The organism is Streptomyces sp. YS-3 (assembly GCF_045257485.1).
Taxonomy (GTDB): Bacteria; Actinomycetota; Actinomycetes; order Streptomycetales; family Streptomycetaceae; genus Streptomyces.
In genome coordinates, this window is the sequence record NZ_JBJHPC010000149.1 from 1 (window position 1) to 13,384 (window position 13,384).

Annotated in this window: 11 protein-coding genes and 1 pseudogene; 4 read left to right on the forward strand and 8 right to left on the reverse strand. The window is 72.3% G+C overall.

Annotation, left to right across the window (positions count from 1 at the left end; all coding sequences use genetic code 11):
• Nucleotides 1–562: 562 nt before the first annotated feature.
• The 4 genes from msrB to ACJA3G_RS15035 form a co-directional block, all read right to left on the reverse strand.
• Nucleotides 563–970, reverse strand: a complete 408-nt coding sequence (msrB, locus tag ACJA3G_RS15020; RefSeq protein ID WP_406553473.1) for a peptide-methionine (R)-S-oxide reductase MsrB — start codon at nt 968–970, stop codon at nt 563–565.
• Between the two features lie 13 nt (nt 971–983).
• The gene (gene murC, locus ACJA3G_RS15025) at nt 984–2,375 is read right to left on the reverse strand and encodes a UDP-N-acetylmuramate--L-alanine ligase (RefSeq protein ID WP_406553474.1); all 1,392 of its coding nucleotides are present in this window, start codon (nt 2,373–2,375) and stop codon (nt 984–986) included.
• A 99-nt stretch (nt 2,376–2,474) separates the two neighbouring features.
• Nucleotides 2,475–2,957 (reverse strand): indole-3-glycerol phosphate synthase, encoded by a 483-nt coding sequence (locus ACJA3G_RS15030; RefSeq protein ID WP_406553475.1) that lies wholly within the window; start codon nt 2,955–2,957, stop codon nt 2,475–2,477.
• A 163-nt stretch (nt 2,958–3,120) separates the two neighbouring features.
• Nucleotides 3,121–3,885 carry a pyrimidine reductase family protein gene (locus ACJA3G_RS15035; protein ID WP_406553476.1) on the reverse strand — a complete coding sequence of 255 codons (765 nt, stop codon included), beginning with the start codon at nt 3,883–3,885 and terminating at the stop codon, nt 3,121–3,123.
• A 36-nt stretch (nt 3,886–3,921) separates the two neighbouring features.
• Here ACJA3G_RS15035 and zapE point away from each other — a divergent pair, with 36 nt between their 5' ends.
• The 4 genes from zapE to ACJA3G_RS15055 all read left to right on the forward strand — a co-directional run bounded on the left by zapE (nt 3,922) and on the right by ACJA3G_RS15055 (nt 7,934).
• Nucleotides 3,922–4,992 carry a cell division protein ZapE gene (gene zapE / locus ACJA3G_RS15040; RefSeq protein WP_406553477.1) on the forward strand — a complete coding sequence of 357 codons (1,071 nt, stop codon included), beginning with the start codon at nt 3,922–3,924 and terminating at the stop codon, nt 4,990–4,992.
• 52 nt (nt 4,993–5,044) lie between these two features.
• Nucleotides 5,045–5,470, forward strand: coding sequence for an OsmC family protein (locus ACJA3G_RS15045; RefSeq protein WP_406553478.1), 426 nt, complete (start codon nt 5,045–5,047; stop codon nt 5,468–5,470).
• A gap of 118 nt (nt 5,471–5,588) precedes the next feature.
• Nucleotides 5,589–6,989: an alkaline phosphatase PhoX gene (locus ACJA3G_RS15050; RefSeq protein ID WP_406553479.1), complete on the forward strand. Its 1,401-nt coding sequence runs from the start codon at nt 5,589–5,591 to the stop codon at nt 6,987–6,989.
• 60 nt (nt 6,990–7,049) lie between these two features.
• Nucleotides 7,050–7,934: a PPK2 family polyphosphate kinase gene (locus ACJA3G_RS15055; protein ID WP_406553480.1), complete on the forward strand. Its 885-nt coding sequence runs from the start codon at nt 7,050–7,052 to the stop codon at nt 7,932–7,934.
• Between the two features lie 15 nt (nt 7,935–7,949).
• On the opposite strand, the gene ACJA3G_RS15060 is transcribed toward ACJA3G_RS15055, so the two are convergent.
• The 4 genes and pseudogenes from ACJA3G_RS15060 to ACJA3G_RS15075 all read right to left on the reverse strand — a co-directional run.
• Nucleotides 7,950–8,627, reverse strand: a complete 678-nt coding sequence (locus ACJA3G_RS15060) for a DUF5825 family protein (RefSeq protein ID WP_406553481.1) — start codon at nt 8,625–8,627, stop codon at nt 7,950–7,952.
• 83 nt (nt 8,628–8,710) lie between these two features.
• Nucleotides 8,711–10,693, reverse strand: coding sequence for a RiPP maturation radical SAM C-methyltransferase (locus tag ACJA3G_RS15065; RefSeq protein ID WP_406553482.1), 1,983 nt, complete (start codon nt 10,691–10,693; stop codon nt 8,711–8,713).
• A gap of 195 nt (nt 10,694–10,888) precedes the next feature.
• Nucleotides 10,889–12,793 (reverse strand): alpha/beta fold hydrolase, encoded by a 1,905-nt coding sequence (locus ACJA3G_RS15070; protein ID WP_406553483.1) that lies wholly within the window; start codon nt 12,791–12,793, stop codon nt 10,889–10,891.
• Nucleotides 12,790–13,384: pseudogene (locus ACJA3G_RS15075) on the reverse strand (MFS transporter); the annotation flags it as partial. The pseudogene ACJA3G_RS15075 and the gene ACJA3G_RS15070, both read right to left, overlap by 4 nt.

Here is a 13,384-nt window from a genome sequence, read left to right on the forward strand (position 1 = left end):
CGGAACGACCAGGTCGGAATAAGACCAGTCGTCCTCAGCGTCCTCGCTGTGTTGTTGCCTACCCGCCACAAGGGCCGGCAGGACTTTTCAAAGGAACCTCCAACCCACCATCACTGGCAGGCCGGGGTTGTCAATCTGGCGTTGACTTTTGGCACGCTGTTGAGTTCTCAAGGTACGGACGCTTCCTTCGTTCCCGTTTCCGGGCCCTCCGGGCGCTTCCTTCGTTTCCGACTCTATCAGACTCTTTCGCGTCCGATTCCCGGTCTCCCGGGTCAAGTCGTTTTGTCTTTCCGGCTGTTGGGCCGTTCCGACGTCCCAGACTCTAGCGGATCTCCCCGGTGGCTCCTAATCGGGCCGTTCGAGTCGTCCACTCCTATTCGAAATAAAATTCGGCATGCCGAAATTCATTCCGGAGAGGAGGTCGTGCTGAGTTGGGTTGCCGCAAGTCTGCGGCGGACGGCTGTCGCAGAACCGTTCCGGCTCCGTGACAACTCGAAGAACCTTACGCGCCTGTGGGACCGGCGTCAAACCGCGCCGGTCCCCGCGTCAGCGTCGTCCGCTCTCAGGCCTCGTCGGGCGTCAGCCGCAGTGAGATGGAGTTGATGCAGTACCGCTGGTCGGTCGGGGTCGGGTAGCCCTCGCCCTCGAAGACATGGCCCAGGTGGGAGCCGCAGCGGGCGCAGCGCACCTCCGTACGGACCATCCCGAGGGAGCGGTCGGAGATGAGCTCCACCGCGTCCGTGTCCTTCGGGTCGAAGAACGAGGGCCAGCCGCAGTGCGACTCGAACTTCGTCTCGGAGGTGAAGAGCTCCGCGCCGCAGGCCCGGCAGGAGTAGACGCCCTTCGCCTTGGTGTCCGTGTACTCGCCCACGAAGGCGGGTTCCGTGCCGGCCTGGCGCAGCACCGCGTACTCCGCCGGGCTCAGCTCCGCCCGCCACTGCTCGTCCGGCTTCTCGACCTCGTACGACATCGAAGGCACTCCCTCAGCTCAACCGCGCCAGGATCAGCGGGCCCAGGTCCGTCACATCGCCCGCGCCCATCGTGAGAACGAGGTCGCCGGGCCTGGCCATTCCCGCGATCACGTCCGGCACGGCCGTCTTGTCGTGGACGGTGGTGACGCCGGCGCCGGCCGCCCGGGCCGCGTCGATGATCAGCGCGCTGGTGACGCCCGGGATGGGGTCCTCGCGCGCGGGGTAGATGTCGAGGACCACCGAGGCGTCGGCCAGTGCGAGTGCGCGGCCCATCTCGGTGCCCAGCTCCTGGGTGCGGGAGAAGAGGTGGGGCTGGAAGACGACGAGAAGCCGGGAGTCGGTGGCGGCGGCGCGCATGGCCTCCAGGTCCGCGGTCATCTCGGTCGGGTGGTGCGCGTAGGAGTCGATGACCTGGACGCCCGCGGCCTCGCCCTTGAGCTGGAGGCGGCGCTTGACGCCGGTGTACTTGCCGAGGGCCGAGGCCAGGTTGTGCGCCGGGATGCCGAGGGCGACGCCGGCGGCGAGCGCGGCCACCGCGTTGAGGGCGTAGTGGCGGCCGGGGACCGAGACGGTGAAGGTCAGGTACTTGCCGCCGAGCAGGACGGTGACCTCGCTGGTCAGACCGCGCGGGGTGATCCTGTGGACGCGTACGTCGGCGTGCTCGTCCTGTCCGTAGGTGACGACCTTGAGCGAGGAGAGGTCGCGGACGCGGCGGGTGAGCTCGACGGCGCCGGTCTGGTCGGCGGAGACGACGAGGGTGCCGCCGGGGACGACCTTGCCGACGAAGGTCTCGAAGGAGTCGTAGATCTCGTCCATCGAGGCGTAGTTGGCGTGGTGGTCGAGTTCGACGTTGAGGACGATGGCGACCTCGGGGTCGTACTTCTGGAAGCTGCGGTCGCTCTCGTCCGCCTCGGCGACGAAGATGTCGCCCTCGCCGTGGCGGGCGTTGGTGCCGGGACCCGCGAGGTCGCCGCCGATGGCGTACGAGGGGTCGAGGCCGAGCTCGGTGAGGGCGACGGCGAGCATCGAGGTGGTGGTCGTCTTGCCGTGGGTGCCGGCGACGGCGATGGCGCGCAGGCCGCCCATGAGCGCGGCGAGCGCGTCGGAGCGGTGGACGACGGGGATGGAGAGCTCGGCCGCGCGGACGAGCTCGGGGTTGTCGGCGCGGATGGCGCTGGAGACGACGACGCTGGTGGCGTCGGCGGCGAGGTGCTCGGCGGCGTGCCCGATGTGGACGGTCGCCCCCACCGCGCGCAGCGCCTCGGCCGTCTCGGACTCCTTGGCGTCGCTGCCCGCGACCTTGGCGCCGCGTCGGGCCAGGATCTGCGCGATCCCCGACATTCCGGCACCACCGATGCCGATGAAGTGCGGCCGTTCCATGGCGGTGGGGATCGCGGGTGCCATTTGTGTGTGTCTCCCGGGGGTGCGCGGCGTACGGGGTGATTGCCGGGCCGTGAGGGCCGGCGGCACTGGACCGGTCGGCCGGTCCAGTGAGCCATCACCCTATTCGCTGTGCGCCTCCTCGCTGTGCGCGAAGAGCTTCAGGACGGGGACGCCGACCTTGTGCCGGGCCCGGGAGGCCCAGTCGCGGTGGAAGAACTCCTCCACGTAGTGCGGGGCCGTCAGGACGATGACCTCGTCGGCCTTCACCTCCTCGACGACGGACTTCAGCAGGTCGAGGGGGTGTTCCTCGACGAGCTGGCCGACGGCGGCGCTGCCGCCCGCGCGCAGGGCCTGCAGGGAGTGTTCCAGGGCGCGGGCGGCGGGGGCCTGGGCGGCCGGTCCCGCGGGTTCGCCCGCCTCGTGGACGGCTTCGTCGAGTTCGCCGAGGGCCACGTCGTCGATGGCGCGCAGCAGGCGGTCCTGGTCGCCGCGGGGCTGCATGAGCACGACGAAGGAGACCGGCTCGTCACCGTGCAGGGTGGTGACGAATTCCACGTCCACGGAGGTCAGGGGTTTCTCGATCATCAATACGCTTGTGAACACGACAAACGCCCTTCTCTTCACTCCGGCGGTGCCCCGCGAGGCAGCGGGGCCTCGACGTGGTTACCCGCCCCTGCGGAAACCATCCTTCCCCGTGCTCGCACGGGGTCTGCGTGAGTAAGTGTGCCCAACGGAAGCTAACCGGAACGGGAAATTCCGCTGATTGTCAGATCCGACGGTAACGGGTGTAGAGGAACCCGGCCTCCTCCAGCAGCGACTCCAGCCGGAACTGCTCCGGGGCGCTCACCGCGGGCCCTCCGGCGATCCGCTGGGCGGTGCCGGCGGTCAGCAGCGGCGCCACCGTCAGACAGAGCTCGTCGAGCACTCCGGCGGCCACGAACTGGCCCAGCAGCCGGGGGCCGCCCTCCGTGAGCATCCGGCGCATCCCGCGCGAGGCCAGCGCCTCGACGGCCCGGGCGGGCTCCACGCCCGGCCCGTCACCGGCGATCACCACGTCCGCGCCGGCCACCTCCGCCTCGCGGACCCGGTCCGGGGGCGCCGAGGCGCCGGTCAGCACGATCGTCGGGATCAGCGGCGACGTGAACAGGGGCAGGCCGAAGTCCAGGTCGAGGCTGGCGGTCACCACCGCGATGGCGGGGGCCGGGCCCTGGCCCGCGGCAGCGCGCCGGTCCGCGAAGACCTCCCGCGCCCTGGCCGGGCGGTAACCCTCCTGGCGTACCGTTTCCGCACCCACCACCACGACATCGGCCAGCGCCCGCAGGGTGCCGAAGATCCGCATGTCGGTGTCGGAGGAGAGGGGGTGGGAGCGGCCCTCGTGCTGGCCCGCGCCGTCCAGCGAGGAGACCATGTTGGCCCGCAGATACGGACCCTCCGTGTCGGGGTACGCGTAGGCCTCGGCCAGCGCGTCGAACGACCACTCGTCCTCGTCCGGGACGGGTGTCTGGTCGGTCACAGGGAACAGGCGTCGCATCCGTGCAGTCTTACACGGCGCTTACAGTGGGGAACTGTGTCGACCAGCCCTATAACCCAAGCGGCCCCGCTGTCGCTCTGCGCCCGCGAGCCGCATGTCCCCGCCGACCGTCTGGTCGCCGAGATGGTGCCGCCACCGCGGTTCGACTCGGTCCGCTTCGAGACGTACGTACCGGACCCGAACCAGCCCAGCCAGAGCGAGGCCGTCACGGTGCTCGCCTCCTTCGCGGCCGGTCTGGGCGGGGCGCACGCGAGCGGGGGCGGGCGCCGCAAGTGGTTCGCCCGCAAGCCCGCTGCGCCCGCGGGTCCGCGCGGGGTCTACCTCGACGGCGGGTACGGGGTCGGCAAGACCCATCTGCTGGCCTCGCTGTGGCACGCCACCCCGGCCGAGCCCTCGCTCAAGGCGTTCGGCACCTTCGTCGAGCTGACGAACCTGGTCGGCGCGCTGGGCTTCCAGCAGACCGTGCGCACCCTCAGCGGGCACCGGCTGCTGTGCATCGACGAGTTCGAGCTGGACGACCCGGGCGACACGGTCCTGGTGTCGTCGCTGCTCGGCAAGCTGGTGGAGCAGGGCGTGGCGCTGGCCGCGACCTCCAACACGCTGCCCGGCAAGCTGGGCGAGGGCCGGTTCGCGGCCGTCGACTTCCTGCGCGAGATCCAGGGCCTGTCGGCGCACTTCCGCCCGTTGCGGATCGACGGCGAGGACTACCGCCACCGGGGGCTGCCCGAGGCCCCGGCGCCGTTCTCGGACGAGCAGGTCACCAAGGCCGCGTACGCGACCGAGGGCGCGGCGCTCGACGACTTCCCCGGGCTGCTGGGCCATCTGTCGCGGGTCCACCCCAGCCGGTACGGGGCGCTCACCGACGGGGTGAAGGCGGTCTGCCTCACGGATGTGCGGCCGGTTCCCGACCAGTCGACGGCGCTGCGGCTGGTGGTGCTGGCCGACCGGCTCTACGACCGCGAGGTGCCGGTGCTGGCGTCCGGGGCGCCCTTCGACCGGCTCTTCAGTGACGAGATGCTGAACGGCGGCTACCGGAAGAAGTACTTCCGGGCCATCTCCCGGCTCACCGCCCTCGCGCGCGACGCGAAGGGGCTGGTGGAGCAGTAGGTTTGGCGCACAGGGGGCCCCGCACCCCCTCAGCCACCAGAAGGGATACATCATGGCCACCACGCGTACGGCGCACACGGTCTGGGAGGGCGAGCTCATCAAGGGCTCGGGGACCGTCACCTTCGACTCGTCCGGCATCGGTGAGCAGCCGGTCACCTGGGCGTCCCGCGCCGAGCAGGCCAACGGCAGGACCAGCCCGGAGGAGCTCATCGCGGCGGCCCACTCCAGCTGCTTCTCCATGGCCCTCTCGCACGCGCTGACCGGCGCCGGCAACCCGCCCACCCGGCTGGAGACCAAGGCGGACGTCTCGTTCCAGCCCGGTGAGGGCATCACCGGTATCCACCTCACCGTGCGCGGCGAGGTGCCGGGCCTGGACGAGTCGGGTTTCACCGCCGCCGCCGAGGACGCCAAGAAGAACTGCCCGGTCAGCCAGGCGCTGACGGGCACGACGATCACGCTCACCGCCGAGCTGGCCTGACCCGCCGGCCCTTTCCGGCCACCTGAGGCGACACGGCCCGCATGGTTCTCCTATCACCTGATCGCGTGATAGATCATGCGGGTCACGTCTTCCTGTCCGCCAACAGGGGAGTTGCCTCATGTCCGAAGCACGAGCAACACGACGTCAGATCCTCGCGCGTACCGGCGCCTCGGCCGCCGCCGTCGCCTTCACCGGCGCCGTCGGTGAGCTCTTCGCCGGCAGCCCCGCCGTAGCCGCGCCCAGCCGACGCGGCTACGGGCCGCTCGTTCCCGACCCGGCCGGGCTGCTCGATCTGCCGGAGGGTTTCCGCTATCGGGTGCTCTCCCGCGAGGGCGACCCGCTGCGCTCCGGCGAGGGCCGGGTGCCGAGCAACCACGACGGCATGGCCGCGTTCGCCGGGCGCCACGGCGGCGTCCGCCTGGTGCGCAACCACGAGAACCGGGTCACCGCCGCGATCCCGGTCCCCCATGCCGAGGGGCTGGTGTACGACCCGATGGGCAAGGGCGGCTGTACGGCCCTGGAGCTCGACTGCGACAACCGGGTGCTGTCCGAGCGGGTCGCCCTCAGCGGCACCGCCGTCAACTGCGCGGGCGGCCGTACCCCTTGGAACACCTGGCTGAGCTGCGAGGAGACCGAGGACCGGGCGGGTACCAACGGCTACACCAAGGACCACGGCTTCGTCTTCGAGGTCGACGGCGCCGATCCGCGCCGCACCGGGGCCCTACCGCTCACCGCCATGGGCCGCTTCCAGCACGAGGCGATCGCCGTCGACCCGCGGCGCGGTGTCGTCTACGAGACGGAGGACGCCTTCGACCGGCCCTTCGGGCTCTTCTACCGCTTCCTGCCCAACCGGCCGCTCGGCGGCACGGGCTCCCTGCGGGCGGGCGGCACCCTGGAGGCGATGCGCGTCCCGGACGTACCCGACCTGTCCGTGGTCCAGGAGCCCGGGACCCGGTTCGAGGGCATCGAGTGGGTGCCGGTGCCCGACCCCTCGGCCCGCAGCACACCCATCCGGCTCCAGGACTTCGGCCCGCGCGGCATCACCCACGCGCAGAAGCTGGAGGGCTGCTACTGGAGCGGGGACTGCGTCTTCTTCGTCTCCAGCTACGCGCGCGTGGCCGAGGGGTCGGGCGCCGACCACTTCGGCCAGGTGTGGCGGTACGAGCCCCGGCGCCGCCGCCTCACCCTGATCGTCGTGTTCGGCCCGGCCACCGACGTCCAGCTGCCCGGCGAGTCACCGGACAACATCTGTCTCGCCCCGGACGGCGGGCTGATGGTGTGCGAGGACGGCAACGGCGCCCAGCACGTCTTCGGGCTGACCCGGCGCGGCAAGGTGTACCCGATGGCGCGCGGACGACAGACGATCACCTCGGCCGCCTCCGGGGTGGGCGGCAGGCCCGGCGCCCCCGAGTGGGGCGAGTTCGCGGGCGTCACCTTCGCCCCGGACGGGCAGACGATGTACGTCAACTGCTACACACCGGGAACGACCTTCGCGGTGACGGGCCCCTTCGCCCGTTAGCGTTCGCGCCGCGTCGCGTTCCGTCGCACGATCGAGGGAACCGATGGGAAGGGGTGCGCGGTGGCCGAGAAGGGCAGCAAGAGCGGCACGGGCGGAAAGAAGCCCGGACAGCCGGACCTGCGCCGGCTGCTGCGCGTCACCCCGGGCAAGCGCCTCGACCTCGGCTCGGTCGCGGCCGACGCCGTCCCCGCCGGGCCGGCGAAGAAGGCGGAGGGGCTGGCGGCGACGGCCGCGATGGCCGAAGAGCTCGCCGGGCTCCAGGAGCGGCTGTACGCGGCGAGCACCGCGGGCGACCGGCGCCGGGTGCTGCTGGTGCTCCAGGGCATGGACACCAGCGGCAAGGGCGGCACGGTCAAGCACGTCATCGGCCTGTTCAACCCGTCCGGCTGCCGGATCAGGGCGTTCAAGGCTCCCACCCGCGAGGAGCTGAACCACCCCTTCCTCTGGCGGATCATGCGGGCGCTGCCGCAGCCGGGCGAGATCGGCATCTTCGACCGCTCGCACTACGAGGACGTGCTGATCGCCCGGGTCCACGAGCTGGTGCCGCACCGGCAGCTGGGTCGCCGTTACGGGCAGATCAACCGGTTCGAGCAGTCGCTCGTGGAGGACGGCGTGAGCGTCGTCAAGGTCTTCCTGCACATCAGCCCCGGGCAGCAGCGCCGCCGGCTGCTCGAACGGCTCGACAACCCGGACAAGCACTGGAAGTTCAACCCGGGCGACCTCGACGAGCGGGCGCTGTGGCCCGCGTACCGGACGGCGTACGAGATCGCCCTGGAGCGGTGCTCGACGGACGCGGCGCCCTGGTACGTGGTGCCCGCCGACCGCAAGTGGTACCGCGACTGGGCGGTCAGCCGGCTCCTCCTGGAGCACCTGCGCGCGCTCGACCCGCAGTACCCGAAAGGCGACTTCGACGTGGCGGAGTGCCGCAGGCGGCTGCTGGCCTGACCGCTTCCGCGGTCCTCAGATGGCCATCGCCTCCTGGATCCAGCGGTTCACCCGGTACGGCAGCCACCACGCCAGGTCGCCCACCTCCAGGACCAGCTTCTCGGAGCGGAAGTCGGCGAGGACCGCGGGCGGGACGGAGTCCGCCGGGGCGCCGTGGACGAGGTCCTTGATGACCTCGTGGTACTCGGGCTCGTCGGCGGTGAAACGGCGCAGGTCGCCCCAGCGGCGGTCGCGGATCTGCACGAAACCGGGCCCCTGGCGCCACAGGCACTTGCACAGGTAGTGGCCCTCGCGCCACTGGCGCAGCGCCCCGGCCGCGTCGGCGGGGCCTTCGAGGCGCTGCGGTGGCTGGATGTGGCTCAGGAGCTTCCAGGTGTCGGGGTCGGCCGCCGGGTCGAGCCGCAGCTTCCACTCGACCAGCACGGCCCGGGCCGTCAGGTCGCGGGCCAGGCTCAGGGCGCGTACGGCCTGCCGGGCGGCGTCCGGGGTGCTCGGGTCCGCGAGGTCGACCGTCGCGGCGAGGCGGACGCGGCGCACGCCCGCCTCCCACAGCCGGTCGGCCTCCTCCCCCGCGGGGCCGGTCAGTTCGAGGTCGCCCAGGTGCATCCCGGGCAGGGCGCAGGCGTCGGGGTCGTAGTCGCGCCAGGCGGTGACGGTGAGGGCCGCGGTGCGCGGGGTGAGGGCGGTGCTCATCGGGCTGGTCCTCCGGCTCGTACGGTCTTCCGGCTCTTGCGGGCTTCGCGGTGGGCGGTCTGCGCGGTGGGCGGGCCGCGCGGTCATACGGGAGCGGGCTCGGCGCGGGCGGGCTCCGGGCGGGCCGGCCCGGAGGCCGCGGAGCCGGGGCCCGCGGGCTGCCCACTCGCGTCGAGGGCCGCGTGGGCGTGGCGCATGAAGTCCAGGCGCAGCAGGTCCTCGTTGACGGCGGAGGGCGCGATGTGGACGTACTGACCGCCGTCGGTGAAGACCAGGCCGAGGCCGGCCCAGGAGTCGAGGAGGCGCTGCACCTCGCCCTCGTCGCGGGCGGCGTCCTTGGCCCGGGCGGCGGCCTTGCGCGTGAGGGCGGCGGCCGTGTGCGGCTGGTCCAGGAGACGGAAGGCGACCAGCTCGAACGGGTCGGTGAGCTCCATCGCGCGCCATGCGAACATCCGGCGCCGGCTGACCAGGACGATGCGGTCCCCGAGGTCGGCGTGGGTGAGGCGGGCGTCCGCGTGGTTCTTCTTCCAGGCGTCCAGCGCGTCGTTGAGGGCGGTCACCGTGGGCTCGCCGATACCGCGCTGCGGGGCCTCGAAGACGTACGCGAGGTCGTAGAGCTCGGACTCGGGCAGGTCGTAGGTGAAGCGGTAGTGCTCCTCGGGGCGCAGGCCGTCGAAGCCGAGTTCGGGACGGTTGAAGTAGGGGCTGAAGCGTTCGATGGCGATGCGCGCGGACAGGTCGACCGGCGGGTTGAGGTGTTCGAGCGCCGGTATCTGGGCGATCACCGGGTCGTAGTCCTCGGCGGTCTCGCCCGGGAAGCCGTGCAGGTAGTTCCAGGCGACCGAGAGGCCGGTCTCGGCACCGTCGCGCAGCATCCGGACGTTCTGGCAGCCGCTGACGCCCTTGTCCATCAGGTCCAGGACGCGGTTGTTGAGGCTCTCGATGCCGGGCTGGACGTAGATCAGTCCGGCGTCGGCGAGCGTACGGAGCTGGCTGCGGCGCATGTTGGCCTTGATCTCGATGTGCATGCGCAGGTCGTAGCCGCTCTCGATGATGCGGGGCAGGACCGTGGAGAGGTAGCCCATGTCGAGGATGTTGTCGACCAGGTACATGTCGAGGACGCGGTGCTTGCGGGCGAGCTCCATGATCTCCGAGTAGAAGGTCTCCGGGCTCTTGGAGCGGTACTGCATGAAGGAGCCGTTGAGCCCGCAGAAGGTGCAGTGGTGCTTCTCGCCCCACCAGCAGCCCCGGGCACCCTCGACAACGAGCTTCGGCTCGACCCAGTTGCGGGCCACCGAGGTGCCGAGCCGCTCGAAGTAGCCGCTGTAGTCGGGGGGCAGGATCGCGACGGGCGGGAGCGGGCTGGTGGCCATCGGGTTGACCACGCTCGCGCCGTCGGCGCCACGGTGGCACAGGCCCGGCACCGCGGCGAACGCGTCCGGGCCCGCGCCCTCGCCGATGGCGGTGAGCAGCTGCGGGAACGCCGACTCGCCCTCGCCGCGGATGACGTGGTCCACGAAGGGGAAGTTGCGGTGGACGGCCTCGCCCTGCTCGCCGTCGCAGTTGGCGCCGCCCATGACGGTCACGATGTGCGGGGCGAGCCGTTTGACGTGCCTGGCGGCGGCGAGGGCCGCGGTGTTCTGCTGGAAGGTGGAGGTGAAGCCGACGACGTCCGGGCCGTACGCCACGATCCGCTCGGCGATCATCTCGACGAACTCCGGTACCGCGCGGTGCAGTTCCTGTGACATACGCAGCCGGGACTTGCGCAGTTTGCCCTTCATCGCGTCCGCGAACTCCTGGTCGCGCCAGGCGGGGTCGTCATAAAGGGCGGAGGAGAAGACCCAGTCGCCGCAGCCCATGAAATAGGAGGAGAGCGCGTAGTACTCGTAGTCGTCGGCGGTGAATTCGGTGCGCTCGGTGATCCAGTCGGTGAATTCGAGATTGGCGTGCAGCACCTCGGCCCGGGCGCCCGGTACGCGTTCGTCGACGCTGCGTTTGAGGATTCCCAGGGCCAGCGACGGCAGATCGATCGGCGACCAGGGCATATTGACCAGCAGAACACGCATGTCGACTCCTCGCGGGTACCCAGACGTAAGGAAAAGGGGCCCGGGCCCCGGGCCGGAGCCCGGGGCCCGGCACCGGCCGGCCCGTCGGTCAAGGCCGCCGGGCCGGCCGGCGGGGATCAGTCCTCTTCGCCGTCCTCGGCGTTGCGGAACGGAACCTTGATGGTCACGCCGACGCTCGGCTTGCGGTTCTCCTCGTCACCCGCGAGCGGGTCGTTCTGGATGATGTCCTTCTGCATGGGAACTCCTCTCATCGTGTCGGGTGGTGCCTTTTCCGGCGGGGGCCGTGGTGCGGACCCGTCCGGAATCCCCGCTCCGGTCCGAGCGGGGAGTCCTGGGGGCGACCGCGCGGCCGGGGCCGCGCAGTTCGCGGTCGAGGAAGACCACCGCGCGGCGCAGGACCGCCACGTGGTGCTCCCCCTGGTAGCCGTCGTGGCCGGTCTCCAGCCACATCGACTCGTGCGGTACGCGCGCGTGGCGCAGGGCGGCGAGGTAGTCGCGCACCTGGCCGGGCGGGCACTTGGCGTCCCGGGTCGCGGCGACGACCAGGAGCGGGGCCCGCACGGCGCTCGCGTACCGCAGGGGCGAGCTGCGCTCGTACCGTTCGGGCACCTCGTCGGGGGTGCCGCCGAACAGCCGCTCGTCCAGGGCGCGCAGCGCGGGGGTGCCGGTGCGGTGGGCGGCGGCGCAGTCGGCCACCGGCTTCACCGCGACGCCCGCCTGCCACAGGTCCGGGCACAGCCCGAGGGCGAGCAGCACGAGGTAGCCGCCCCAGGAGGTGCCCCACAGCCCGGTCGCGTCGGCGCGGACGACTCCGCGCGCGACGAGGTCGGCGCGGACGGCGGCGAGGTCGTCGACCTGGGTGAGCCCGACGCCCTGGCCGAAGGCCCGGCGCCAGCGGGGCCCGTAGCCGGTGGAACCGCGGTAGTTGACGCGGACGACGGCGAAGCCGGAGGCGACGAGGGAGTGGACCACGCCGTCGTAGGCGTCCCGGTCGTGGTCGGCGGGGCCGCCGTGCACCAGGAACACCGCGGGGACGGGCCCCCGGCGGCCCTCGGGGAGGCTGAGCAGGCTGTGGACGGGCCCGTCGGGGCCGGGCGTCCACAGGTCGCGGTGCTCGCCGGGGACGGGGACGGGGATGCCGTGGGTGGGCGGCAGCGGTGTCCCGGCGGTGGAGGCCATCCGGGGCGGGTCGGCGGTGTCGGTCCAGAGGTAGTGGACGTCGGTTCCGGCGCGGGGCGCGGCGTCCAGGAGGGTGCCGCGCGGGGTCGGCACGGGCTCGGCCGTGCGGGCGTTCAGGTCGACGCGGTGCAGGGTGCTGCGGCCGTGGCGGTCCTGGCGGACGAGGACCGTGCCCGCGTCGGGGTGCCAGCGGGCGGTGATCTCGGTGTCGAAGGCGCACCAGGAGTGGGTGGTGAGCGTTCCGGGGCCGCCGTCGTCGTCCGGGCGCCAGCAGGCCAGGACGTACTGGTCGCCGGCCTCGCGGACGAGGAGCAGTTCGGCGCGGTCGCCCGCGGGGGCGAAGCCCAGGCACCAGAGTCTGCCGTGCGGGCCGTCGCCGGGCAGCACCGCGCGCGTGGTGCCGTCGTCGGCCAGTACGGTCACGGCACGGGCCGAGCCCGCGGCGGCGCCGAGGGCGAGGAGGCGGCCGTCGGGGGTGATGCCGGACAGGGTGGCGTGCCCGTCGACGCGCGTCACCTCGCGGGCCCCGCCGCCGCGCGGGCCGATGTGGACGGCGGTGGTCCGGGCGTCCCCGAGGCCGATCGCGACCGTGGCGTTGTCGCTGACGGCGAGGCCGCGCGGCTCGCCGGGGGGCGGCCCGGTCAGGCCGGGGCGGTCGGGGCCGCCCTCGAAGGGCTGGAACCGCCAGTGCCCGCGGCCGTGTTCGTCCTCGTCGAACCACCAGACCTGCCCGTCGCGGTCGACGGCGTGGTGGAAGGTGCCGTGCGGGCGGTCGGTGACCTGGCGGGTGCGGCCGGTGCGGGCGTCCCAGGTGAACACCTCGCAGCGGCCCTCGGCGTCGCCGGTGAAGGTCATCCGCGCCGGGTCGGCGGCGCACACCTCGGGCAGCGCGGCCCGGTAGACCTGGTAGCGGCCGGTCATACGGCGGCTCCCCGCGCCGGTATCCGTACGTATGTGGTCCAGCAGGCCAGCAGGGTGAGCACCGCGGCGCTCGCGACGGCGGGCGCGGCCGTGCCCGCGCGGGAGGCGCACACGCCGGCGAGGACGGGTGCGAGGGCGGCCGAGCCGCCGACGGCGGTGGTCAGGACCGCCGCGGTGCGGGCCTGGAGGGCGGGCGGGGTCTCCTGGATCGCCCGGGACTGGAGGACGACGGTGACCAGCGGCATCAGCAGACAGAACACGCCGAACAGTCCGCCGTACGTCCAGGGCCCGCGCGCGGTCGCCAGCGCGGCGGCGAGCGGCACCAGCAGCCAGGAGACGCCGATCAGCAGCCGGGCCGCGCCGATCCGCCCCACGACGCGGGGCGCGGCCAGCGACCCGGTGAGCCCGGCGGCGCCGGAGAGCGCGAGGACGAGTCCCATCGGGGCGCCCCCGTGACCGCCCTTCTGGAGGGTGAAGACGGCGCCGTAGTACAGCGCGACGATCACGCCGTTGACGGTGGTCGTCCAGATCAGGACGAGCCGCAGGAAGGGCGAGGTGCGGACGAGGGCGAGCCCGGCGCCGAGTTCGGCG